At 37.5% G+C, this 23,988-nt stretch carries 24 protein-coding genes; 22 read left to right on the top strand and 2 right to left on the bottom strand.

Translation table 11 applies throughout. The features are described from left to right. Positions 1–2: 2 nt before the first annotated feature. Together secA and HMPREF0389_RS08795 are read right to left on the bottom strand one after the other, a co-directional pair. Positions 3–2,747 (bottom strand): preprotein translocase subunit SecA, encoded by a 2,745-nt coding sequence (gene secA, locus HMPREF0389_RS07240; protein WP_014262978.1) that lies wholly within the window; start codon positions 2,745–2,747, stop codon positions 3–5. A gap of 427 nt (positions 2,748–3,174) precedes the next feature. Continuing rightward, a complete protein-coding gene (locus HMPREF0389_RS08795) occupies positions 3,175–4,479 on the bottom strand; it encodes an LCP family protein (protein ID WP_014262977.1) in 1,305 nt (434 codons plus the stop codon). Positions 4,480–4,826: 347 nt separating this feature from the next. Here HMPREF0389_RS08795 and HMPREF0389_RS07230 point away from each other — a divergent pair, with 347 nt between their 5' ends. The 22 genes from HMPREF0389_RS07230 to HMPREF0389_RS07125 all read left to right on the top strand — a co-directional run bounded on the left by HMPREF0389_RS07230 (position 4,827) and on the right by HMPREF0389_RS07125 (position 23,832). Continuing rightward, on the top strand, positions 4,827–5,741 hold the full coding sequence (locus HMPREF0389_RS07230) for a YitT family protein (protein ID WP_242821710.1): 915 nt from the start codon (positions 4,827–4,829) through the stop codon (positions 5,739–5,741). A gap of 128 nt (positions 5,742–5,869) precedes the next feature. Next, positions 5,870–7,060 carry a histidine--tRNA ligase gene (gene hisS / locus HMPREF0389_RS07225; protein ID WP_014262975.1) on the top strand — a complete coding sequence of 397 codons (1,191 nt, stop codon included), beginning with the start codon at positions 5,870–5,872 and terminating at the stop codon, positions 7,058–7,060. A 565-nt stretch (positions 7,061–7,625) separates the two neighbouring features. Beyond that, positions 7,626–8,789, top strand: coding sequence for an exonuclease SbcCD subunit D (locus tag HMPREF0389_RS07220; protein WP_014262974.1), 1,164 nt, complete (start codon positions 7,626–7,628; stop codon positions 8,787–8,789). Continuing rightward, a complete protein-coding gene (locus HMPREF0389_RS07215; RefSeq protein ID WP_014262973.1) occupies positions 8,776–11,907 on the top strand; it encodes an SbcC/MukB-like Walker B domain-containing protein in 3,132 nt (1,043 codons plus the stop codon). The genes HMPREF0389_RS07220 and HMPREF0389_RS07215 overlap by 14 nt, the downstream gene beginning before the upstream one ends. Before the next feature lie 324 nt (positions 11,908–12,231). After that, a complete protein-coding gene (locus HMPREF0389_RS07210) occupies positions 12,232–13,272 on the top strand; it encodes a glycosyltransferase family 4 protein (protein ID WP_014262972.1) in 1,041 nt (346 codons plus the stop codon). Between the two features lie 191 nt (positions 13,273–13,463). Continuing rightward, a complete protein-coding gene (locus tag HMPREF0389_RS07205) occupies positions 13,464–14,183 on the top strand; it encodes an AAA family ATPase (protein WP_014262971.1) in 720 nt (239 codons plus the stop codon). 11 nt (positions 14,184–14,194) lie between these two features. Next, complete coding sequence (locus HMPREF0389_RS07200) at positions 14,195–14,680, top strand: GNAT family N-acetyltransferase (protein WP_014262970.1); 486 nt, start codon at positions 14,195–14,197, stop codon at positions 14,678–14,680. Between the two features lie 187 nt (positions 14,681–14,867). Next, positions 14,868–15,182 (top strand): hypothetical protein, encoded by a 315-nt coding sequence (locus tag HMPREF0389_RS07195; protein WP_014262969.1) that lies wholly within the window; start codon positions 14,868–14,870, stop codon positions 15,180–15,182. Then, positions 15,182–15,832 (top strand): hypothetical protein, encoded by a 651-nt coding sequence (locus tag HMPREF0389_RS07190; protein WP_014262968.1) that lies wholly within the window; start codon positions 15,182–15,184, stop codon positions 15,830–15,832. The genes HMPREF0389_RS07195 and HMPREF0389_RS07190 overlap by 1 nt, the downstream gene beginning before the upstream one ends. Before the next feature lie 403 nt (positions 15,833–16,235). Then, positions 16,236–16,781 carry a helix-turn-helix domain-containing protein gene (locus tag HMPREF0389_RS08790; RefSeq protein ID WP_014262967.1) on the top strand — a complete coding sequence of 182 codons (546 nt, stop codon included), beginning with the start codon at positions 16,236–16,238 and terminating at the stop codon, positions 16,779–16,781. A 123-nt stretch (positions 16,782–16,904) separates the two neighbouring features. Beyond that, complete coding sequence (locus HMPREF0389_RS07180) at positions 16,905–17,174, top strand: hypothetical protein (RefSeq protein ID WP_041250847.1); 270 nt, start codon at positions 16,905–16,907, stop codon at positions 17,172–17,174. A 283-nt stretch (positions 17,175–17,457) separates the two neighbouring features. Continuing rightward, a complete protein-coding gene (locus tag HMPREF0389_RS07175) occupies positions 17,458–18,048 on the top strand; it encodes a TetR/AcrR family transcriptional regulator (RefSeq protein ID WP_014262965.1) in 591 nt (196 codons plus the stop codon). A 64-nt stretch (positions 18,049–18,112) separates the two neighbouring features. Next, positions 18,113–18,583 carry a YbaK/EbsC family protein gene (locus HMPREF0389_RS07170; protein WP_041250846.1) on the top strand — a complete coding sequence of 157 codons (471 nt, stop codon included), beginning with the start codon at positions 18,113–18,115 and terminating at the stop codon, positions 18,581–18,583. Between the two features lie 43 nt (positions 18,584–18,626). Then, positions 18,627–19,079 carry a flavodoxin domain-containing protein gene (locus HMPREF0389_RS07165; RefSeq protein ID WP_014262963.1) on the top strand — a complete coding sequence of 151 codons (453 nt, stop codon included), beginning with the start codon at positions 18,627–18,629 and terminating at the stop codon, positions 19,077–19,079. Positions 19,080–19,333: 254 nt separating this feature from the next. Continuing rightward, positions 19,334–19,894 carry a hypothetical protein gene (locus tag HMPREF0389_RS07160; RefSeq protein WP_014262962.1) on the top strand — a complete coding sequence of 187 codons (561 nt, stop codon included), beginning with the start codon at positions 19,334–19,336 and terminating at the stop codon, positions 19,892–19,894. 32 nt (positions 19,895–19,926) lie between these two features. Further along, complete coding sequence (locus HMPREF0389_RS07155) at positions 19,927–20,376, top strand: hypothetical protein (protein ID WP_041250845.1); 450 nt, start codon at positions 19,927–19,929, stop codon at positions 20,374–20,376. 241 nt (positions 20,377–20,617) lie between these two features. Further along, on the top strand, positions 20,618–20,827 hold the full coding sequence (locus HMPREF0389_RS07150) for a hypothetical protein (protein WP_041250844.1): 210 nt from the start codon (positions 20,618–20,620) through the stop codon (positions 20,825–20,827). Positions 20,828–21,197: 370 nt separating this feature from the next. After that, positions 21,198–21,953 (top strand): formate/nitrite transporter family protein, encoded by a 756-nt coding sequence (locus tag HMPREF0389_RS07145; protein ID WP_014262960.1) that lies wholly within the window; start codon positions 21,198–21,200, stop codon positions 21,951–21,953. 338 nt (positions 21,954–22,291) lie between these two features. Further along, complete coding sequence (locus HMPREF0389_RS07140; protein WP_014262958.1) at positions 22,292–22,558, top strand: IreB family regulatory phosphoprotein; 267 nt, start codon at positions 22,292–22,294, stop codon at positions 22,556–22,558. A 4-nt stretch (positions 22,559–22,562) separates the two neighbouring features. Then, entirely contained in the window at positions 22,563–22,982 is a 420-nt protein-coding gene (ruvX, locus tag HMPREF0389_RS07135) for a Holliday junction resolvase RuvX (protein ID WP_049770211.1), read from the top strand. A 52-nt stretch (positions 22,983–23,034) separates the two neighbouring features. After that, positions 23,035–23,280, top strand: a complete 246-nt coding sequence (locus HMPREF0389_RS07130; RefSeq protein ID WP_014262956.1) for a DUF1292 domain-containing protein — start codon at positions 23,035–23,037, stop codon at positions 23,278–23,280. A gap of 108 nt (positions 23,281–23,388) precedes the next feature. After that, on the top strand, positions 23,389–23,832 hold the full coding sequence (locus tag HMPREF0389_RS07125; protein WP_041250843.1) for a Fur family transcriptional regulator: 444 nt from the start codon (positions 23,389–23,391) through the stop codon (positions 23,830–23,832). Positions 23,833–23,988 lie beyond the last annotated feature (156 nt).

Here is a 23,988-nt window from a genome sequence, read left to right as displayed (position 1 = left end):
TCTTACACATCCTTTCCACAGCATTTTTTATATTTTTTTCCGCTTCCGCAAGGACATTCGTCATTACGCCCTACCTTTTGAGTTTGTTTGACGGTTTGTTGGGAAGAATCGGCTGTTTGTTCTTTCGCAGATGTAACATCAACGACTTGTTTTCTTTGAGGAATGACATCTTGCGGTCTCACTTTTATCACAGTAGGTTCTTCTGCCGGTTGTACCTGTTCTTCTTGTTCTTCTTTTTTAGTCAAGGTTACATTCAGAACATAGCGAACAGTATCCTCTTGAATCAGGGAATTCATTGCATCGAACATATCAAAACCTTCCATTTGATATGCTCTGACAGGGTTTTCCTGTCCGAGTGCACGAAGACCGATTCCTTGTCGAAGCTGATCCATGGCATCGATATGGTCCATCCATCTGCTATCTACTGCCTGTAATAGGATGACACGCTCCAATTCACGGAATTGCTCTTCCGGAATTTGACTTTCCTGTTCATGGTATCTTTTAAGTGCAAGTGTTGTAATTTGATCGATAAAGGCATCTTTGTCCAGATTTTCCTTAGAGTATGCGTCCGGATTCAGATGAATTCCGCACACAACGGAAAGTTTTGCAAACAGACCGTGCAAATCCCATTCTTCTTCATATTCATTGGCAGGCATATATTGCATAATAATAGAATCTACCGTAGCACGAATCATATTTTGAATTTCATCCGTGATATTTTCGCCTTCCAGTACACGGCGACGTTCTTTGTAGATGATTTCTCTTTGTACATTCATAACATCATCATATTCAAGGACACTTTTACGAATTCCGAAGTTGATTCCTTCGACTTTCTTTTGTGCCCCTTCAATTCTTTTGGTAAGCACTTTTGCCTCAATCGGTTCATCATCATCCATAATACCGAATCGATCCATCAATTCGCTCATTTTTTCGCCGCCGAACTTACGCATCAAGTCGTCTTCCAGAGAAATGAAAAACTTGGTATCTCCGGGATCGCCTTGACGACCGGAACGACCACGCAACTGATTGTCGATTCGTCTGGATTCGTGGCGTTCTGTACCGATGATTCCGAGTCCGCCGACCTCAGCTACTTTTTCCTGTTCCTCTCTGAGCTCTTCTTTTTTCTCTTTCAAAATTCTTTGATAAGTTTCTCTTGCAGCTAACAGTTCTTCATCTTCTGATGGAGCAAAACCTGTTGCGAATGAGATAACATGGTCTTCGTACCCCAGTTTACGCATTTCTTTATTTGCCATAAAGTCAGGGTTACCGCCCAAGATAATGTCAGTACCGCGGCCTGCCATGTTGGTTGCGATGGTTACGGAATTAAAACGACCTGCTTGTGCAACGATTTCAGCCTCTTTTTCGTGATTTTTGGCATTCAACACTTCGTGTTTGATGCCTCTTCTCTTTAGTTTTTCAGAAAGTTTTTCGGAGTTTTCAATAGAAATGGTACCGACTAAAAGAGGTTGTCCCGTTTCATGTTTTCTGGCTACTTCTTCTACAACGGCATTGAATTTCGCCTCTTCCGTTTTATAAACAACATCATTCAAATCTTGACGAACGATAGGACGGTTGGTCGGAATTTGTACAACATCCATATTGTAGATAGAACGGAATTCTTCTTCTTCCGTTTTTGCCGTACCTGTCATTCCGGATAATTTTTGGTACATTCTGAAATAGTTTTGGAATGTGATAGTAGCAAGTGTTTTGGATTCTCTTTGAATCTTCAAGCCCTCTTTTGCTTCGATAGCTTGATGTAATCCGGCAGAATAACGACGACCGAACATCAAACGTCCCGTGAATTCGTCTACGATAACGATTTCGCCGTCTCTTACTACATAGTCTACATCTAAACGCATCAAGGTATTGGCACGAAGAGCCTGACCGATATTATGATAAATTTCCATGTTGGCAATATCTGTCATACTTTCTACACCGAAGAATCGTTCTGCTTTTTGCAAACCGATTTCTGTTAGGGTAGAGGCGTTTTCTTTTTCATTTACAATGTAATCTTCTTCTTCATGAAGCGTTTTGATAAAGGTATCCGCTTGTGTGTAAAGAGAGGTCGATTTGTCTCCTTGACCTGAAATAATCAACGGAGTTCTTGCCTCATCGACCAAAATGGAGTCGACTTCATCGACAATAGCATAATTCAGAGGTCGTTGTACCATTTCGTGTTTGTAGATTACCATGTTATCTCTCAGGTAATCAAACCCGAATTCATTGTTTGTACCATAAGTGATATCCGCATTGTATGCAGCACGTCTTTGTGTATTGTTCAACCCATGAACAATAACCCCCGTGGATAAGTCAAGGAAGTTGTATAGTTTGGACATCCATTCCATATCCCGTTTTGCAAGGTAGTCATTGACAGTGATAACGTGGACTCCCTTTCCTGTCAGTGCATTCAGATAGACAGGAGCAGTTGCTACCAATGTTTTTCCTTCTCCTGTTTTCATTTCTGCGATACGACCTTCATTCAATACAATTCCACCCATCATTTGAACATCGTAGTGTCTCATGCCCAACACTCTGGAAGAAGCTTCACGACATACAGAGAATGCTTCCGGCAAAATATCATCCACCGTTTCTCCGTTTTGCAATCTTTTTTTAAATTCACTTGTTTTTGCAACTAATTCGGCATCTGACAACGCCTTGATTTTCGGTTCAAAAGAATTGACAATTGCTACCTTTTTTTCCAGGCGTTTGATTTCTCGGTTAGAGAAAAAGGAATCCAATATACCCATTTGTAATTACCTCGTTTCTTATATAAATAAATTATTAATTTCTAATGGAAGATAGATATAAATCCGTTTGGACAAATATCTGTTTTCGTTTCAGTAAAAGCTTGCCTTTCATTATATCAAAAATATTTTAAAAATAACAGATTTTTATTTTTGTTGAGAAAGTATATTTTTCTACAAGATACCTTCTCATTATAATATATCTGAGAATATGTTTCTATTCAGTTTAAAAAAAGACTTCTATTTGTAATAATTTTTTACAATGCATCCTGTTTTGTCGGAAGATTGTAGAAATTATTTTACAAAAAATAGGGGGTTATAGGACAAAAAATAACGGACACATACTTTCGGAAAAGAGTGCGTCCGTTGATTTATCATCCATTTTGTCAGAGTCGTTCTTTAAGAATGAGATTGTATGCAATATTGATTTTTAAGAAAACAAGTCAGAACCTGTATCGGAAGAGTCGGATGGAGCTGTTTGTTCCGGTGTTGGCTCAGGTGTCGGTTTTGGTTTTTCCGCTCCGGCAGGATTTGGTTTTTCCGGTTCTGATGGAGTCGGTTCAATCTGAATCGGGTCTATTGGTTTCGGTGATGTTGTCGAATCATTCGGTTGGTCGTTGTCTTTATCCGGTTTCGAGTAGATATCTTCTTCTTTTTCCGCCTGTTCCAATTGATTTTCTTCATCATAGATATTGGCATTTTGAGGAATTTCCTTTACCTCTACAGGCTTGGATTTTTTTCCTTTTTTCTGATTTTCCGATTTTCGAATATCTGCAATATCAAGAGTACTTCTTTCGTGGAATTTATTGTTGACCCAATCACCGTAATTTCCTGCCATCATATAGGCAATTTGATCCTTATAAATCGGTTGATCTACAATAAAGTAAGAAATGCCTGAAATATACATTCCGTTTCCCGGAAGTACATCTTTGATAATATTTTTGGAATCCAACTTCATTGCACTGACAGCAAGCTGCAAGATTTCAGCTTTGCTCATATCCGTATCAATGTATTGGAAAGCATGTTCCGTAATTTTTGGAAGTTTTGCAATGGAAGAAGGAGATAACAATTTATCCAACAGAGCGGAAATAAATTTTTGTTGTGCTTCGATTCGACCTAAATCTCCTGATGCATATCCTTTACGATATCTCAAAAATTCCATTGCCTTTTGTCCGTCCAGATGATTCATACCTTGGTCGAAATGGATATGAAGTGCCGGTTTGATGGCGTTGTCATCGTAGTGCATTCCGCCTTTATGTTCAATGTTGATATCAATACCTCCGACATCATTAACAATTTCAAACAGAGCCTTATAGTCCACTACAACATAGTGGTGAATCGGAATATCAAGAAGTTCTTTTACAGCTTGAATGGAAAGGTCGGGACCGCCGAATCGGTGAGCGTGATTGATTTTGGTCGCATTAGATCTTCCGGGCAATACCACTCTGGTATCTCTTGGAATGGATAGGATAAAAGCAGTATCGGTTTTTGGATCCAAGCTCAACAGCATCATCGTATCGGAACGAGGAATATCTCCCTTTCTATCGCTTTCCGGAGCATCTACTCCAAGCAGTAAAACATTGACACGGTCCGTTGCTCCCTGTTTTTCGGACAGAGAAGGAACATCCGCACCCGGATTTTTTTGGTCATATCCCAAGTATAGTTTTGTTCCCACACCACCGATGATTCCCAGAGAAATCAAGGTGATAAAAAATACTTTAAAAAAATGTTTCATTGCTTTAAGCTCCTTCTTTTAATATGATGATATATTTTATATGGCGATACAGTACAAGATATGGCGATACAGTACAAGTTTATGGCTTGTTGATCACGAATTAGTTTCAATCATTTCTTCATTTTACGACCATATTTTGTAATTGTCTACAAAAGAATTGTGTTTTTTACAGAATTCACTATGAAATGACAAGATACAGAATCAAAAACGGGACAAACTTTCAAAAAAGACAGTGCGAAAAAAATATTTTCTGTCTTAGGAAGAAATAATTGTGTAAATCGTGGTATTGCGGGGAATGATTGTGGTAAAATGGGTAACAGAAGATGAGAAACAGGAGGTTTTTTGATTTGGAACAGGAACAAACAACAAAAATGAACAAAAAAAAGAAAAAAGGTATGAGCTTTTTGAACAGCTTGATTGGAATTTATGTCGGTACGATGATACTGGGAATGGGAATTGTATGGTTTTTATCTCCCGTGGGATTGGTGACCGGCGGAGTGTCGGGTTTGGCGATTGCGATAGAAGCAACAACAAAAAAAATTTTCGGATTCGGAATTCCTCTTTGGGCGACAACACTTGCGTGTAATATTCCGTTATTTATCATCAGTGTGTATCAGCGGGGATTCTCTTACGGACGAAATTCAATGATTTCTGTCGGATTGTTATCACTGCACCTTTGGTTTTTGCGTTTGTTTGTAAATCCGTTTCCAATCGGAGAAGATTTGTTTATTGCGGGAGTATTCGGAGGAGTGTTTTTAGGAGTCGGTATCGGACTTGTTCTACGCAGCGGAGGGACAACGGGCGGTTCCGATATGCTCGCGATGATTATCCGATACAAAAATCCTCGTTTTCCCATCAATCGCCTGATGTTAATCATCGACGGATTGATTATAGGGTTCGGAATGACGATTTTCGGTGTATACAACAGTCTTTACGCAATCGTTTCCGTATACATCACTTCCAAAGTGATTGGAGGAATGATTGACGGGATGAAGTTTGGGAGAGCGGCATTTATTATCTCTCCAAAGTGGGAAGAGATTTCTCTTGCGATTATGAAAGAAATCGATCGTGGAAATACTGCAATTCCGGGAAAAGGGATGTATACCAAAGAAGACAGAATGTTGCTCTATGTTGTAGTAGCACCGAAACAGGTACAGAAGTTACGAGAAGTTGTCTATGCGATTGATCCGGATGCTTTTATCACGATTGCCGAAGTCAAGGAAGTGCTTGGAGAAGGATTTATGAATATGGTGGAAATTTAGGAAGATAGACAGTTTCTTCGAATTGTTATAGAATGAAAGAATACTATCGAGAAAGAGATATGTAAAAAAGACAAAAACTTTGAGAAAGAGTTTTTTTGAAAACAGGATGGATACAGGAGGATTGTAGCGTGCAAAAATTATCATCAAAGCCTGCAAAAGGAACACAGGATCTTTTGCCCCAAGATATGAAATTGAGAAATTGGGTAACAAAAAAAATCATAGAGGCATATACTTCAAGAGGATATACACAGATTGAAACGCCGATGCTTGAGAACTTGGACAACTTGACGAACAGTGAAGGTGGAGAGAACCTTCGTATGATATTCAAAGTCTTGAAAAGAGGAGAAAAATTAGATTGGTCAAAAGCACAGACCGAGAATGATTTGAGCGATTTGGGGCTTCGATTTGATTTGACCTTGCCGTTGAGTCGTTTTTATGCGAATAATATGAACGAATTGACCAAACCGTTCAAGGCATTTCAAATAGGGAATGTATTTCGTGCGGAAAGAAACCAAAAAGGAAGATATCGCCAGTTTGTGCAATGTGATATTGATACACTCGGAGATTCCGGTATTTATGCAGAGATTGACTTGATGTTGACCGTTCCGAAAGCATTGTACAACATCGGATTCAAAGACTTTGTGATCAAACTCAATGATCGACGAATTCTCAAAGACTTAGTGATAGATGCAGGGTTTGCAGAAGAAGATTTTGAGACGGTTTGTATCACGGCAGACAAGAAAGACAAGATTGGTGAAGAAGGCGTTGTAAAAGAACTGTTAGAAAAAGGCTATGCGGAAGAAACGATAAAACGCTTTTTAGAAAACTTAACAACACCGTTGGAACAGTTGACAACTCCATATGCAGAAGATTTGAAACTTCTGACATCCATCATATCCAAGTATTATCCGATTCAATTTGATGCCACATTGGTAAGAGGAATGGGATACTATACGGGACCGATTTTTGAAATCGAAACTCCAAAGTTTGGAGGAGCTGTTGCCGGCGGAGGAAGATATGACGGACTTTTGAATAAGTTCAGCAAAGAGAGTATTCCGGCGGTAGGTTTTTCGATTGGATTTGAGAGAATTATCGGTATTTTGAAAGATCAAAATTTTGTCGTTCCGGAAGAGAGAGAAACCTATGCGATTTTGTTTGCGGAGGATTCGTTCTATGAAAAAGCGCTTACGATTGCAAACGAAAAAATCGAACAGGGAAATATTGCTTCCATCTACAAAATAAAATCGAATCGAATCGGAAAAGAAGTTGCGAATTTCAAGAAGAGCGGATACGAAGTCATTGTAGCGGACGAACAATAAGGAATACGAAACACGATTGTTCAAAGGATAGCGATATGATGAAAGGAATACAAAACAACAGTATTTAAAAAGCGGATTTTTGTGATAACCGCAATCAGTGATTCATAGAACAAATAGAAGTAACATAGAAATAAAGAACAACAGAGAAGGATATTTTTCTTAACAGGTGGTAAGGAAGATATCCTTTCGTTCTATAATCATCATTTTGTCAAAAAAAGATTATTTTATCATACAAAACCATGATTGCTACGAAAACCTGATTGAAAAAATATTATATATGAAATAGAGGAACGGGTTTTGGAGATGTGAATCTGATGAGAAACGGATGTAAGAATGGAAAAATGAACTAAAAAATGGTATGATGAAAAAAATGTGAGGAAAGAACTCTAAAGAAGAGGTGCTAAGAGTGAACTGAACTTGATGCACGGTTTGATTTTCTTCGCCTGATGCTCGATTCCATTTTCTTCAAAGATGGAAGAGATATCGGGATTGGAACGATAGAGAAAGCTTTTTTGGACATCTACGGTTTCGGCAAATATTTCGGCAAATACAGAGGAGCGATAAGATGAAAATACTTCATTTAGCAGATTTACATATCGGAAAGTTATTGAACGGATATTCCTTACTTGGAGAACAAGAGAAGGTATTGAAACAGGTGTTGTCCGTCATTGATGAGAAAAAAGCGGAGGTAGTTGTTATCTCGGGAGATATTTATGATAGAAGTATTCCGCCGAAAGAGGCGATGTTGTTGTACAACCAGTTTTTGCGGAAGGTTCTGATTGACAGAAATATTCCCGTATTGGCAATTTCGGGAAACCATGATTCCGCAGAGCGACTTGAGGCGGGAAATGCATTGATGGAGCAGGTTCATTACTATGTTGAGGGAATTTTTAAGAAGGAAACGAAGAGAGTGACCATAGAAGATGATGACGGGGAGGTGGATTTTTATCTGATTCCGTTTGCAGATGTTGCACAGGTCAGAGCTTTGTTGGAAGATGACGAGATTCGAAGTTTTGACGATGCGATGAAAAAAACGGTAGAACATATTGTGTTACGCAAGGGAATCAGGAGTGTCGTGTTGGCGCATTGCTATGCCGTTTCCGAATCGGAGGAGCATGAGGAAGAAAAGATTGATTCTCAAAAACCGCTTTCTATCGGGGGAAAAGAATTTGTGGATGCCAAGTGTTTTGACAAGTTTGATTATACGGCGCTTGGACACTTGCATCGCAGACAGAAAGTCGGAACGGATAAGGTGCATTATCCGGGAACATTGTTGAAGTATTCTTTTTCGGAAGAAAAGCATCAAAAGGTTATTTTGTTGGTTGACCTCAAAGGGGACGGGAGTGTCGTTATGGAAGAAGTTCCTGTCGAGTTGGAAAAAAATGTTCGTACCATTGAGGGACGGTTTGAAGATATTATGGAACAGGCATTGGAAGACTTGCATCGAGAGGATTTTGTGAGATTTATTTTGGAAGATGAAGACATGGTGCCGGATGCAATGGGCAGATTGAAACAATACTATCCGAATGCAATGGAACTTCGTTATGTGTTTCGGGAGAAAGAAATTTCTCAGATTCTATCGAAGACAGCAGATAGAAAGCATACTGTTTCGGAAATGGCGGAGCTGTTTTATCAAGAGAATTATGAAGAAGAGATGAGCGTCGCTCTGAAAGAAGAGGTATCGGAGATTCTAAAGGAATTAGGGGGAGAAGAAGATGAAACCAATTAAACTGACACTTTCCGGATTTATCACTTATCGAGATACACAAACAATTGATTTTACGAAGTTTGAGCAAGGCTCTCTGTTTATTGTTTCCGGTGCGACCGGTTCAGGTAAGACGACGATTTTTGATGCAATTTGTTTTGCACTCTATGGCAAAATCAGCAGCCAAAATCGTGGGGAAGGAGAAGAACTGCGTTCACAGTATCTTTCGCCGGAGGATGATAAAACTTTTGTAGAGTTTGAATTCCAAGAGAACGGAGAAAGGATTCGGATTCGTCGAGAGCCGAGGCAGGTGATGAAGAGACCGCGCGGAAAAATCGACACCGTTTCGGAAGAGGTGGAATTGTATCTCGGCAACGAGGTGATGACTTCCAAGAGAGAGGTTGATGAAAAAATTGTGGAACTGACCGGTTTGACATGGGATCAGTTTACCAAAATTGTGATGTTGCCTCAGGGAGAGTTTCGCAAATTTTTGAGTGCATCGTCAAAGGAAAAAGAAGAAATTTTGCGAAAAATTTTTGATACTGTGCCATATCAAAGATTTTTGGAACAAGTGAAACAGAAATATTCTATGATTCAAAAGAAGTTTGAAAAGATGAAAGATGAAGTAAATGCCTTGGTTTCTATTTTGGATTTGGAAGAGAGTGCATGTATTCAGGAATTTTTGAATGACAATAGCTTGGAACCGGCATTTTATCTCAAAGCATTAGAAAACATGGTGCAGGAACAAGAAAAAAACAGGAAGGAAACCGAAGAGATAGAAGAGTCCTTGAAAAAATTTGAACAACAGTATCAAAACTGTAAAAATCAAATTTCAATGGCGAATCGACACAATGCGCAGCTATCTCAATTTCAACAGAAACAGGAGGAATTGGGAAAACTCATTCCCCTCGAACAGGAGATGAAAAAGAGAAAAGAGGCTTGTATTCAGGCGGAAAAGGCACTCTCTTTCTACAAGGAAGAAGTTCGATTGGAATCCGTTTCAGATAGGATTCAAAAGAGAAATGAAGAATTGGAACAGTTGATTCAACAAGAAAAAGAGTGGGAAGAAAAAAGTGTTGCTGCGAAAAAAGAGGCGGAGAAAATTCCTTATTTGAGTGAAGAGGAAGAAAAAAAGGTCAAAGAATTAGAGGAATGGAATCAAAAAGAAGAGCAGTATGGCAGATTGCAGGAGGTTTTACATCAGGAAAAAGAGTTTGAAGTACAGAAAAGGAAGTTGGAGCAAGAAAAAATCAAGATACAGACTTCTCTGAAAGAGTGTGAAGAAGTATTGCGTTCGCTTGAAAAAATCGGAGAAAAGTTTGAAAAATCGCAAGAAGAGTTGTTGCAGACAGAAAAAGAGTTAAGCAAAACAGAGTGGGAATTGGATAAATATCGCTTGATTTATCGAGAGTTGAAAAAGATGGAAAAATTTGAGCAGGACCTCTCCTTGTTACAAAAAAGTCTTGGTACCAACCAACAGAATTCAGTTTTGTTATATCAAAAAGTGCAAGATGCGAAAAAAGAGTTTGAGCAATCTCTTTTGACAGTGTATGCAAGAGATTTGGAAGAGGGAACAGCATGTCCGCTTTGCGGTTCGATTCATCATCCTCATCCGATTCATGAAGTGACTTCTGTTACGAAAGAGGAGATAATCTCTTTGGAAGAACAGCTCAAAGAGATACAGGAGACGGCGGTCAGACAACAAACGGAGAAAAAACATCTGGAGGATGCGATTCTTTCTTCAAGGGAGCAGATTTTACAGTTACAAGAGACATCTGCTTTTCAGGTTCGAGAATTCAGCGGTACTTCAGAGGAACTTGTTTTTTATGAAGAATGCGGAAAGTCTTGTGCAGACAGGAAAAAGAACTTAGAGCAGACACAAGTGCGGTTGCAAGCAGAGTGTAAAGAGTACAAGAGAAAAAGAGAGCTTGAAAAGAATGAGCGAGAACAGGTGGAACGATGGCAAGAAAAGATGCAGAACATCATGATTCAGGCAGAAAAATTATCTGTAGCATCAGAACACAGTACACGGTTGAAAACGGAGTTGGAAGAAAAGCTGAAAGGCATTGATGAACAACAGTTGAAGTCGCAAAGACAAACTTTGATGAAAGAAAAGAAGCAGATACATGAAACCATAGAGAAAGTTCGAACGGAATTACAAAAAAGTGTAGACGCTTATTCCAAAATCAGTACGAAAGTATCGGAATGGAAACAGTATCAAAAAGAGGAGACAAGCCGATATCGTGCAGAAAAACAGGACTGGGAAAGAAAGATAACACAGGAATTTTCCGATATGGAAACCTATCGCAACAACTGCATGGAAGAATCCGTCTTGGAACAGGAAAAGAAACAGGTGGAAGAGTTTTTGGAAGAGTACCGTGTATTAAGTGTGGAAGTCAAGACCTTGGAACAGACTTTGGAAAGCAAAACCGCAATCGATATTCAACCGTTGGAAAAAGAGATATATTCTCTGGAAGAAGTGCGTAAGGAATTACAGAATACGAAAGAGAAGCTGCAACAGCAGTATAAATCCGTTCACATGCTTGAGAACAAGATTCGTGAAGTGTTATCACATGAAGAGGAATATGCACTAAAAAGAATGAATCTTGCCAAGTTATATCAACTGTGCAGCGGAGAAAATCCGATGAAAGCTACTCTTGAAACCTATGTTTTGATGTATTTCTTTGAAGAAGTGCTGATGTATGCGAATCAGAGATTATATAAGATGACAGACGGTCAGTATACCCTATATCGCAAAGAGGATAACTTCAAGGGCGGAGGAAAAAACAGAGGATTGGAATTAGAAATTTTGGATACCAATGTAGGAAAAAAACGCAGTACGGCAATGCTGTCGGGCGGAGAAAGCTTTTTGGCATCGCTTGCGTTGGCGCTCGGATTGTCGGATGCCATTATGAATACGGCTGGTCAGATTGAAATTGATACCTTGTTTATTGATGAGGGATTCGGAACATTGGATCAGGACAGATTACAGAGTGCGGTAGATTGTCTCTTAGAGCTTGCGGGAAGAAATCGGATGATTGGTATTATTTCTCATGTAGAAGAACTGAAATCCACGATTCCGAATAAAATTATTGTCACATATGAAAAAGAAAGAGGAAGCACACTTTCACTGATGTATTAAAAGAATATAGTATGAAATGTGCGTCTTATTAGAAATGCGAATATAAAAATTTATCCAATCTTGAGATTTTATGATATTGTGATATAATGATGGTGTCGCCTAACTGAGAATAAGGACGGAATAGAATGGTTCCGTTTGCGGTTCGTTCATTTGGATTTGGAACGAATGTTAGAGAAATTGAGCATGATGTATCATCTAAGGACAGATGACACGGTAAATATCAAAGAATGATGGAATGGCAAACAGTTTTTAGATAAGGCAACAATAAAGAAAAATCAAGAAAAGAAAAATCTCATTTATTTTGGAAAATCAGGAGTGAACATATTGATAGCGATAAAAATGTTATTAAGTTTTTTAACGGCTTTTTTGGTATGTTATTTGATGATTCCTTTCGTAATCAAATTTGCTCATGTAATTGGTGCAATTGACGTTCCGAAGGATAATCGGAGAGTACACACCGAACCAATTCCGCGATTGGGAGGAATGGGGATAGCAATAGCTTTTATGGTAAGTACATTGATTTTTTGCGGAGTGCATAGAGAGTTAATCTCTATCCTGTTTGCAGCAACGATTGTGTTAGTGACGGGTGTCTTTGATGATACCCGAGACCTCAGTGCAAAACTGAAATTGATTATTCAAATAATTTGTGCGGGAATCGTGGTATATAGCGGAGTGCAGATTGATTATGTTGCAAATCCTTTTACCGGACATTTGATTTGGCTCGGCTATTGGGGAGTTCCCATCAGTATTGTTTGGATTGTGGGAGTGACGAACTGTATCAATTTGATTGACGGATTGGACGGTTTGGCTGCCGGAATTTCATCCATTGCGGCTTTTACCTTGGCAACGGTTTCGCTTATTCACGGATACTATAACTATGCGACCATCTTCTTTTGTTTAGCGGGTGCAAGCATCGGATTTTTGCCACACAACTTCAATCCGGCAAAGATTTTTATGGGAGATACAGGTTCCTTGTTCTTAGGTTTTATTTTGTCTGTTATGGCAATTGAGGGAACAGTAAAGAGTACAACATTGATTGCAGTCATCGTTCCTGTTTTGGCATTAGCGGTTCCGATTTTTGATACGGCGTTTGCGATTATCCGCCGAAAGTTGGCAGGCAAACCGATTATGCAAGCGGACAAAGGACATTTACACCATAGACTGTTGGCAAAAGGTCTCAGTCAAAGACAAACGGTGCTGGTATTGTACGCAGCAAGTGCCATCTTGGGTGCAAGTGCGGTGTTGATTACGCATATGAAAGTAATTTATGGAATTCTTATCATCATTGTGGACTTTATGTTCATAGGCTATAGTGTCTATCGATTGAAAATTTTGCACCATGATCAACATGATGTAGAAAAGTAACCCATATTACCGATAAAAAATAATTCAAAACAAATGTAACAATAAACACAAAATCTGTAGAAGAATGGAACAAATTTTTCTACAGATTTTTTTGTAACCGATTCTTCCTTGAAAGAAAGATAGTTTCACAGTATACTGATAAAAACTAAGAAAATAATGTAAGTTTGGCAAGAGAACGGAGGAGTATTGTCATGGATAATTTTATACACTATGTGTATATTGATTGGGAAGAAATTCCTGAAGACAGTTACCTGCGTGATATTGCTGCATTCCAAAATGTAGAAAAGCTGTCATTTCAAAAACCGGTGACTTTTTTTGTAGGAGAAAACGGCAGTGGAAAATCAACGCTGTTAGAAGCGATTGCCATTTCTTGGGGGTTCAATGCAGAAGGCGGAACCAAAAATTATGCATTTTCAACATTCGATTCTCACTCGGATTTGAATAACTATATTCGATTGTCAAGAGGAACTCGAAAAGTGAATGGAGGATATTTTCTTCGTGCGGAGAGCTTTTATAATGTGGCGACACAGGAACAAAAATATGCAGATGATGCACATCCTTCCCGCCGATTTCATGAAAAATCTCATGGAGAGGCTTTTTTGTCAGTGGTACAAACTCAATTTCGTCCGAACGGATTATATCTTTTGGATGAACCGGAATCAGCACTTTCCCCTCAGAGACAGTTGACACTCTTGTTAGAGATCTATCGATGTATTCAGGAAGGGTCGCAGTTTATTATTGTTACACATTCTCCGATTTTATTGGGAATGCCGGATGCGGAAATATTTACCTTTGATAAGGGGATGATTTCTCTGTGCAACTATGAAGAAACAGACAGTTATCAGGTTACCAAACTGTTTATCAACAATCGCAAACAGATGTTACATCAACTTTTTTGTGAAGAAGAATAAAGGAGAAGGATATGGACTTTAGACAGATAAAAAGAGAAGATGTACGAGCTTTTTATGACTGTATGAAAGCAATCGACCAAGAGACGGAGTACATGTTATATGAACCGGATGAAAGGGTTTGGAATCAGGATTTGTTGGAAGTTAAGATGCAAAGGGAACAAGATTTTTTGGTAGGAGCATTTGAAGAAAAAGACATCGTGGGATTTTTATCGGCAGAAAGAGGTACTGCCAGACGAATTCAACATTCCGCTTATATTGTGGTTGGAATCCAAAAAGCATATTGTCATCGTGGCATAGGAAGTCAATTTTTTGCGATGTTGGATGATTGGGCGAGAACGAATCATATTACAAGGTTAGAACTTACCGTGCGTTGCGATAACGAACCTGCCATTCATCTGTACCGAAAAAACGGATTTGTGGTGGAAGGAGTCAAAAAACATACGATGCGTGTCAATGGAGAGTATGTAGATGAATATACTATGGCAAAGCTGTATTAGAGTGATTGATAAATGATGTATGTACTTTTCATAGGTGATATTTGAGTTTGTGCAAACAACGAAATGAATAGCGGGTGCTTCTCTTTTTATTTGAATTTCATCAAAAAGGACGGGAAAGTTGTTTGTGTACACAAGGAAAAAGATACACAACAATACAAACAGAATTGTTGTGAGAAAAGAGGTTATAATGTCAAGGCTACCTATTCTACAAGAGTTGCTCCAATCAAAAGATATTTTTCTTTTTGTGATAGGGCTTGGAGTATCTGTGGCATTTTCTTATGTTTGGAAACAACTGAAATGGTGTCTCATAGGGACTTTTGTTTCTTTTGGGATTTATCTTTTTTGTGAAATGACGGCTCCGAAGGTTGTTTCTTATGCAGAGGCATTTGGAATTTTATTTTTGGGATGGTTCTGTTTAGGAAGTACATTCGGGGTTTTGGTATGTGATGTGCTGAAGGTAATTCAAAAAAAACGGAAAGACGGAAAGAAGGGAGTTTTGTGATGAAAAAAATTTCAACAGTCCTATTATTGATTGTAGTAATTTTTGTACCGAATGTATCTTTTGCGGGAGATATTCCGGAATGGTTATTACAGGATGAGGATACACAAACATTTATCGGTGAAGTGAAAGAAATGACGGAAGAAAGTGTTACGCTGATTCAAAGATACAATATTAAGGGGGAGTTTGAAGAAGGTAGTAAGCAGACTTACCCTGTTCGTTCTTCTTTGATTTTAGGTGATGTCAAAGCAGGAGAAACTGTACTTTGTGGGTATGCTGATGAAAACAATTTAACTCTCTATAAGATAAAGAAATTTGAAAACGGGAGGATAGAGCTTTCTGACGACTATCCTATGACAAAGCGATTAGAGGACTATATTAACAACGGAGACTTCGCAAAAGCTGAATTGAAAAGACTACTAAACAGCTCCGATAAAGACACCGGTAAACATACGGAACAATCGGAACCGAAAGAAGAAACATCTGTCAAACATCCTGATAAGACTGATGCCATAGGAGGAGCCGACGGATCTACTTCTATTGTAATTGAAAACACGGGTATGGTTGATATTTGGAAGTTTGTGGTAGGAATAGGAATCCTTTTGGTTACAACAGGGGTACTGTTGATAAAAAGACAGAAAAGAACAAGATAAAGAATTAGAGAATCAATGTTTGTAGAGGATTCATCCTGTTAGGATTCGTCAGAATCAGATACAAATCATATGGTTGATTGTACAAATGGTATTTTGGTTATTTAGAGAAAATGAACCGGAGTGTTATTGTGTATTCGATTGTGCTTGATGTTGATAAAAGTGAAAAATTTGAGATTTTTGTACGATATAAAAAACAACGTCAGGAAAAAAGAAAATGTGAAAGGATAAAGAACAAGTTGAAAATTTCAACACTGTTCAGATATTACAAATCAATTAAAATATCTTAGAACAATGAATTTTCAATAGATGTAAAGTTTTGTTGCGGAAATGTAAAGAGGTTGTGCTGGTTTGATGAACTATCATTTGATACACTACATTCAAAACAATAAAGGAGGATTTCAGTATGAAACTTGAAGAAAAAATCCTTGCACTTCGAAAACAATATGGAATGTCACAAGAAGAATTAGCAGGGAAATTAAATGTATCAAGACAAGCAATTTCACGTTGGGAAATGGGAACAGCACAACCGGATGTTTCCAATATATTGCAATTGAGCAAGGTGTTTTGTGTCACAACAGATTATTTGTTGAATGATGAGTGTGAACAGGAGATTCATAGGTCAGAAAAAGAAACCGGTAAAGGAGTTACCAAAAAGACACAACAGAAAAAAATAGGGATATTGATTTTGCTATTCGGCTTGCTTGGAAATTTCGTAATTTATATCTTCTCTCGATTCATAAAAGTGATGATTCCTTATATTACAGAAGTAGATGGAAGACGGGTTTATGAATGGGGGAGACTTACAGGGTTAAGTTACTATTATTTTGTACAACAATACAACTTAGTGTTTTTGAGTGTTTTGTTTTATCTGTGTATTGTGGTGGGAATCGGTATTTTCTTTATGGATAACATAAAAAATAAAAATCAGAAAAGTTTTTTTAGAAAGTAATTGGACAATATCAGGATGATAGTTCATCATAAAGAGAAATATCGAAATTAGTAGAAGGACTGATGATTTTTTTATAAAACGATATTTTTGAGAGATGCAAAGTCTTATGGAGGGGCGGTTAAAATGTGTGATTATTGTAAAGATATTCCGTTGGTTGAGAGAATTCAAAGTCCGAAACACTATGAGCAGATTGTGGAGTCCATCTTTGAGTTAGTAGACAAAAAGGGATTTTTAGTTGTGGAAGGAACTTGTCCGCTTGGCTGTCATCAAGTGAATCAGATGTGGGTGGATGATATCATCTATCATATTGTGAAGTGTCCTCGGTGCAATCAAGAGTTTACTTGTGTTGTCAATACTTACCGAGGTGGTGGCTGTTTCAAAAAAGGGCGTTAGTGTAGAAATTTATCGGAGTTTTTCTGTCGTACCGTCTGTATTGTTTGATTTGTCGAAAATCATTATCCTTTATTCGTTGCAATAATACTTTGGTATCAATTAAATGATACATTCTCCCGATAAAGATATTGTCAGTTTGAACCGTAATGAGCAATCGAATAGGGATGATGTTAGTGTTTTGACCGGAGTAATGGAAAAAGATATGTAAAAAGTGGAGACTCCGATTTTATTCATGTATAATATAGTTATAGAAAGTGTCATATATGGATGAGGAGAGGATTGCATGGGCGCAGTGAAGAGACTGAGTAAGGAAGAAAGAAAAAAAGAAATTATGCAGTCGGCTGCAAAAGTTATCATCGAAAAAGGATTTTCAAAGACGACAATGGAGGATATTATTGCCGGAACTACGATGTCGAAAGGCGGAGTGTATCATTACTATGGTAATACAATGGATATTTTGGCAGATTTGATGATTTCCGGAATGGAATATCGAAATAAGATTATTTTCAGTCATTTGGACGAGTATCAAAAGGGATGTGAGGTAGAATTTTTGGCAAAGCAATTGGTTCAAAAAATGATTGATGACAATTTCTATATGCCAATCTATGTGCAGTTTTTGATAGAAAAAAAGAGAAATCCTAAGCTGGAGTTACTGTTTCAAGATTTGAAGAAAAAAACATTAGCTGAATTTAGCAATATTTTGAAGGATGATTTCAATGTATTTCCGGATATGGCAACTTTTGATTTTATGACAGATTTTATGAATGCGATTATTTTGGCTTCTGATGTATTGGATGCAAGAGAAAGTTTTGCAACTAACAGACAGCTGTTAGAAGAAATGACTGTTTTTGTATTGAAGAAGATAAAGCGATAGTTGTTTGACTACGATATCAGATGTTTTGCGGTGCACAAAGTTCATGAAAGATGAGGTAACGGATATGGCAATCGAAAACGTGAAAGAGTATTTTAGACAGTATGGGATACAAGATAGAATTTTGGAGTTCGATGTATCGAGTGCCACTGTGGAATTGGCTGCGGAGGCGGTGGGGTGTGAACCGAAGAGGATTGCCAAAACGATGTCTTTTTTGGGAAAGGAGCAACCGGTTTTGATTGTGCTTGCCGGCGATGCTCGAATTTCGAATTCAAAATATAAGGAGATCTTTCACACAAAGGCAAAGATGATTCCTAAGGATTTGGTAGAGAAACTCATAGGTCATGAAATCGGCGGGGTGTGTCCTTTCGCTGTCAAAACGGGTGTTGAGGTATATTTGGATTCTTCTTTGAAGAGATTTGAGACAGTGTTTCCGGCAGCCGGAAGCTGTAACAGCGCCATTGAGTTGTCAGTTGAAGAGCTTATGAGATATTCCGGTGCAAAGGACTTTGTTGATGTGAGCGAAGATTTGGAATAAGAAAAAGTTAAAAAACAAAGAATAAGAAAGGTTAGGGATTTACATGGGAAATATTGCAATGATTTATGCGTCGGTTCATCACGGAAATACCAAGAAAGCAGTTGATTATCTCAGTACGAAAATTTCTGCTACTGTTGTGGATGTTACGAAAGAAAAAGCGTTTGATGTCAGCGAATACGATACAGTTATTTTTGCATCGGGAATCTATTTCGGTCAATTTCACAAGTCTATTTTGGAATATATTGAAACAGTTGATGTATTAGGAAAAAATGTGATTTTATTATACACTTGCGGAATCAAAGTCCAAGATTATGCCAAGAAACTGAAAAAAATATTGGAACAGAAAGGTGCAACTGTTTTGGGAGATTGCTACTGCAGAGGGTTTGATACCTATGGATTTTTGGCAAAAATAGGTGGCATTGCAAAAAATCATCCCAATGAAAAAGATTTGGAAAAAATCTATTCTTCGATTCAGCAAATGTGTAAGGTTGAATAGTTGTATTAGTTTGAGCAGGAATGATAATGTAACAGTAGGGAAGTTGTTTCATAGGAGAACTATGAGAAATAGTCTATTTTTTGAATGATTAGGGAACATTTTCAAAATTTGTACCTTTATGGGAATGCGTTTGGTGGTGGAAATTTGAAGTATTTTACAAATGGGTATGGAAAACAAACGATTTTGATAAGAGAATGGAAGAAATCAGTCACATAAAATTTTTTTGAGAATGGATGAGAAAAGAGGGGACTAAGATGAGAAAGAGTGTTTTGCTTTGTGCTTGTTTGTTACTAATTACTTTGCTTGTGGGATGTGAAACCTACAGTAAAAAAGTTCAACATGAAACGATTCGTCCTCTTGTTTTGACGGAAGAAACGGAACGTCTGGTAAATTCGTTTGATTCAAAGAGCAATTACTATGAATTTTCAACGGATTTGAAACATTGTACCATCAGAATATGGACAATCGAAAACGGAGAGTGGAGATCATCTGATGTGTTGACATCTGAATTGAAGTTGGAAGATCAGTATCATGTGGCAGGAGTTCGAATCGGAGAAAAGATGTCGGAGTTTGTGTTAATGACCGAGGGGGAGAGTCTGACGACTTTGGGAGACGGGTTTGATTTTGAACATGATTCCGGCATGACATTGTATATGGAGCATGAGCAACCGATAGAAGAAAGTAAGGAAGTTCCTCTTTTGGGCATGTTTGCAATAAAAGAAGGCGATAACTCTTTTCCTGCTGATACATTACGCCGATTTCGAAATGTCCAATGCGACAGAGCATTTGTGATTACGGCAACATTTGAAAAGTAAAAAATTGTGTTGTCATAGTAAGGGGTGTGAAGATGCAACAAAAACAAAAGGGTTTCTTTTCCGTTACAAAAGAAAAGTTAGTTTTGATAGCCGGTTTGGTGTGGTTTGCTGCGGGCTACAATGTGATGAGATTGGGATTAAAGAGCTATCTTCAGATGGATGAGATTACAATTTTGTACATCTTGTTATCGATAACGGTATTTATTCCATTTGTATGGATGTTCTTTCGGATGAGTCGGAAAAATAAGGAATGGATTTTGTTGTTTGAAGAGACACATCGTCCTTTTTGGCATTTTTTTGCACGAAAGTCCTACATCATCATGGCTTGTATGATGAGTTTCGGCATTGCACTTCGGAAATCAAGTTTGGTATCTAACACATTTATAGCAGTGTTCTACAGCGGTTTGGGAGTAGCACTGGCGTTGTCCGGCGTTTATTTGATTATTTCTTATATCAGTTTGAAAAAGAGTTCCGATGATTAATCCTTCATACCTTAGAGTGATAGTGATAAACTGAAAATGGATTGATTGTGTAATTCTTTCTTCGAAATGGTCATTTCTCTACGAAAACCTTATCAATTGCGATTTATTGAACTTTGAAAGGAATATGTTTTTCACATTTTCGAAAGAGAGGGAAGTGATATTGATAGGATGAAGTAATAACTGTGAATTGGAAGCAATCAATTAAAGAATAGAATGTACATGTAAGAGAAAGGAGAAAGTCTTGAAGACACGACGATGGGATTTTATTTTTATGGGATTGTTTTGCATCATGTTGTTATCTGGTATCTTATTTACAAAAGATGCCATTCATCATTCGAAGACCGGTTTGTTTTATAACAGCAACATTCTGTTCGGTGCTTACGCTGTGTATTTTGTATTGATGATTACGGCGTTTATTCTATCGTTCTTGTTGAAACCCAAAAAGAAGTAGAGAGAATGATTGATTAGAATAAAATATGAAAAATGATAATATATAGAGATAGTTCGTACGCATTATAAAACGAACTATTTTTTTGTTTTATTAAAAATAATTCGAAATCGTATGGATTTTATATGAATTTTCATGTAAAATAGTAGGTGTATCACGAGGATTCTATTGAATGAGAACTAAATGTAATGATACGAAAGTCTAATTGAATTGCCTTGATGTGTAATTTGAAAGAAGTGCTGTCAACGGCGTCTTCATTGAAGTAATCGGAGTGCAGCGAAACGATGAATTGCAATTTGAAACAATGATAGCAGGCAATTTGAATGGAGAACATTAGGATTGAAAATAATGTTGTTGATAAGGGGTGTGTGCCATGATTTTTAGAGAAGTTGAAACGATTTCGAATATTGCCACAACAAAGAAGACTCTGTTGGATGATTACAAGTTAAAGTATTTTATCCGAAGTGTGTTTGCCGGATTTTTCGTTTCGGGAGCATTGGGGTTGAATTTGATTTGTAACAATCTATTTGCAAAAACGAATCCTCCTGTCGGAAAGATGCTGGGCGGTATTTATTTTTCATTGGCAGTGTTACTGATTGTTATGGTAGGCGGAGAACTTTTTACGGGAAATACTTTTGTGATGTCATTCGGTTCTATTGACAAAAAAGTTTCATGGATAGATACATTGAAAGTTTGTATGGCAAGCTATTTCGGAAATTTTGTCGGAGCAGTGTTGTTTGCTGTTTTGTTCTATCTTTCAGGAGCTTCAGGAACAGAAGAATATATCATGTTATCAATGCCAAATAAGGTTTATATCCCTTATATGCAATTGTTTGTCCGTGCAATATTGTGTAACTTTTTGGTATGTATTGCAATTTTGTGCGGAATCAAGATGAAGGAAGAGGTCGGAAAGATTGTGATGATTGTGCTTGTTATCAGTGCTTTTATCATATCCGGATATGAACACAGTATTGCGAATATGGGATATTATACATTCAGTATCCTTTACACACCTGAAGTGCCGATTGTCAGACTCTTTCTCAATCTTCTGATTGCAACTGTGGGAAATGCCATAGGCGGCGGGTTGATGTTGGCGCTTCCTCTTAGAAAGATGAGTTTGGACAAATAATAAATAGGTTGTTTTTTGTATTCAGAGAGATTCGATTTTGAGAAAACTGCATCCTGCAAACCGATTAAAAAACTGATTTTATGGAATAAAGGAAAGAAACATTGTATTTTTGTGGAGAAATCATTGAATTCTATTGTCAATGTATCAGTATAATTACAAAAAGGGGAATTTTGTAGTTTTGATAGAAATAAACAATAAAGACTGGTATAATGGTACAACACAGAGTTTTTATCATTCGATGAAACATGCGGACAGTGGGACAACTTATTTGATTCGAAATCATTTTTTGTTTGTGACAGAGAAGTTTTACGAGATAATGCAGAGAGAAGGTAGATTGTATGTCAGAAAAGAAAAAAAATTTGGATTATACGATGAAGTTCGAATATACACGTGATAACACTATGACGATTAAAGAAGTGTTGAATTCTGTTTGGAAATCGTTGGAAGAAAAAGGATATAATCCAAAAAATCAATTAGTCGGATATTTGTTGTCGGGAGACCCAAGTTATATCACAAGTTATAATAATGCCAGAACAATGATTCGTGCTTTTGAAAGGGACGAAATTTTGGAAGTTGTTTTGGAACAGTATATTGCTCAGAAGTAGTATGATGGAAAAGAGAATTTTGGCATTGGATGTGGGAGATCGTCGAATCGGAATGGCGATGTCCGATTTGTTGGGCTGGACGCCACAGCCCCTGTATACCATCCATCGAACGAAGGACGAAGAAGATTTAGGGAAGATTGTCGAAGTAATCAAACAATATGATATCGGCACGATTGTTTGCGGTTTGCCTAAAAATATGGATGGGACGGTCGGTTTTCAAGGAGAAAAGACAATGCAGTTTGTAGAGCAGTTACAACAGCTGATTCCTCCTGAAATCAAAGTGGTGTTTCAAGATGAGAGATTGTCTACAAAATCGGCAAAACAGGTGATGCATACATCCGGTGTGAAAAAAAAGAATAAGAAGAATATGATAGATACGATTGCGGCAGTATTTATTTTGGAAACATATCTAATGAAGAAGTAGCATTTATTTGTTATCAATTAACGATATTATTATATGAAAAAAAGGAGATACCATGTTAGAAGAAACAAGGATTGTATTAACAGATGAGAATGGAAATGATGTTGAATTTGAATTGGTGTCCACATTGGAAGTAGATGGAAAAGTGTATGCAATCTTACAACCGATTGGTGAAGAAGAAGCGTATATTTTCAACTTGAAATATGATGAAAACGGTGAAATGGAGTTATCTGAAATTGAAGATGACGAAGAGTTCGAAATCGTAGCAGAACAATACGAATTGTTGGAAACAGAAGAATAATAAGTATAATCTTTTTAAAATCTGTAAAATTCATTTGACAATATGACATTATTATCATATAATTTATTTGAGAATGACTGCTAACTGACATTTTTTGAGAAAAGGGTGATGGTAATGAATACAGATTATATGGAAGATTTGAAAGACAAGCTAAAAGAAGAAGGTTTGAAGTTAACGCCTCAAAGACGGTCAATTGTGCAAGTTTTGATTGATTCAAAAGGTCAACATTTGAGTTGTGAAGAGATTTATGACAAGGTGAAGGAAAGTTGTCCCGAAATCGGATTGGCAACAGTGTATCGAACATTACAAATGTTGGACAAAATAGGTTTTACAAACAAGTTAAGTTTGGATGACGGATGTTTGAGATATGAGTTTAATATGGCTCATGAAGGACATCACCACCACCATCTGATTTGTAAGCAATGCGGAAGCATTACGGAAGTAGAGTTGGATTTATTGGATCCTTTGGAAAATATCATTGAAACGAGTTACAATTTCCAAATTGATGACCATGATGTAAAATTCTATGGAACATGCAGTAAATGTTTGTAGCAAAAAACCCTTCATACTTTTTGTATGGAGGTTTTTTTCTTATGAATATGGTGGAAAAATGATATCATAGGGTAGTAATAAGGTTAAGAAAACTGTTCGGGCTAAAATTGCATAGTAATTTTTTGAAAATAAAAGTGGATTTCACGATGGAAGTGT

Origin of the sequence: Filifactor alocis ATCC 35896 (assembly GCF_000163895.2) — a bacterium.
Classification (GTDB): Bacteria; Bacillota; Clostridia; order Peptostreptococcales; family Filifactoraceae; genus Filifactor; species Filifactor alocis.
The sequence above is the reverse complement of the archived record's forward strand: the minus strand, read 5'-3'. Positions and strand labels throughout refer to the sequence as shown.

Bases quoted from the DNA above. Each gene is read 5' to 3' on its own strand.
- secA (WP_014262978.1), bottom strand. From the start codon at position 2,747: ATGGGTATATTGGATTCCTTTTTCTCTAACCGAGAAATCAAACGCCTG.
- HMPREF0389_RS08795 (WP_014262977.1), bottom strand. From the start codon at position 4,479: ATGAAACATTTTTTTAAAGTATTTTTTATCACCTTGATTTCTCTGGGA.
- HMPREF0389_RS07220 (WP_014262974.1), top strand. From the start codon at position 7,626: ATGAAAATACTTCATTTAGCAGATTTACATATCGGAAAGTTATTGAAC.
- HMPREF0389_RS07215 (WP_014262973.1), top strand. From the start codon at position 8,776: ATGAAACCAATTAAACTGACACTTTCCGGATTTATCACTTATCGAGAT.
- HMPREF0389_RS07205 (WP_014262971.1), top strand. From the start codon at position 13,464: ATGGATAATTTTATACACTATGTGTATATTGATTGGGAAGAAATTCCT.
- HMPREF0389_RS07200 (WP_014262970.1), top strand. From the start codon at position 14,195: ATGGACTTTAGACAGATAAAAAGAGAAGATGTACGAGCTTTTTATGAC.
- HMPREF0389_RS07195 (WP_014262969.1), top strand. From the start codon at position 14,868: ATGTCAAGGCTACCTATTCTACAAGAGTTGCTCCAATCAAAAGATATT.
- HMPREF0389_RS07190 (WP_014262968.1), top strand. From the start codon at position 15,182: ATGAAAAAAATTTCAACAGTCCTATTATTGATTGTAGTAATTTTTGTA.
- HMPREF0389_RS08790 (WP_014262967.1), top strand. From the start codon at position 16,236: ATGAAACTTGAAGAAAAAATCCTTGCACTTCGAAAACAATATGGAATG.
- HMPREF0389_RS07180 (WP_041250847.1), top strand. From the start codon at position 16,905: ATGTGTGATTATTGTAAAGATATTCCGTTGGTTGAGAGAATTCAAAGT.
- HMPREF0389_RS07175 (WP_014262965.1), top strand. From the start codon at position 17,458: ATGGGCGCAGTGAAGAGACTGAGTAAGGAAGAAAGAAAAAAAGAAATT.
- HMPREF0389_RS07170 (WP_041250846.1), top strand. From the start codon at position 18,113: ATGGCAATCGAAAACGTGAAAGAGTATTTTAGACAGTATGGGATACAA.
- HMPREF0389_RS07165 (WP_014262963.1), top strand. From the start codon at position 18,627: ATGGGAAATATTGCAATGATTTATGCGTCGGTTCATCACGGAAATACC.
- HMPREF0389_RS07160 (WP_014262962.1), top strand. From the start codon at position 19,334: ATGAGAAAGAGTGTTTTGCTTTGTGCTTGTTTGTTACTAATTACTTTG.
- HMPREF0389_RS07155 (WP_041250845.1), top strand. From the start codon at position 19,927: ATGCAACAAAAACAAAAGGGTTTCTTTTCCGTTACAAAAGAAAAGTTA.
- HMPREF0389_RS07145 (WP_014262960.1), top strand. From the start codon at position 21,198: ATGATTTTTAGAGAAGTTGAAACGATTTCGAATATTGCCACAACAAAG.
- HMPREF0389_RS07140 (WP_014262958.1), top strand. From the start codon at position 22,292: ATGTCAGAAAAGAAAAAAAATTTGGATTATACGATGAAGTTCGAATAT.
- ruvX (WP_049770211.1), top strand. From the start codon at position 22,563: ATGGAAAAGAGAATTTTGGCATTGGATGTGGGAGATCGTCGAATCGGA.
- HMPREF0389_RS07130 (WP_014262956.1), top strand. From the start codon at position 23,035: ATGTTAGAAGAAACAAGGATTGTATTAACAGATGAGAATGGAAATGAT.
- HMPREF0389_RS07125 (WP_041250843.1), top strand. From the start codon at position 23,389: ATGGTAATGAATACAGATTATATGGAAGATTTGAAAGACAAGCTAAAA.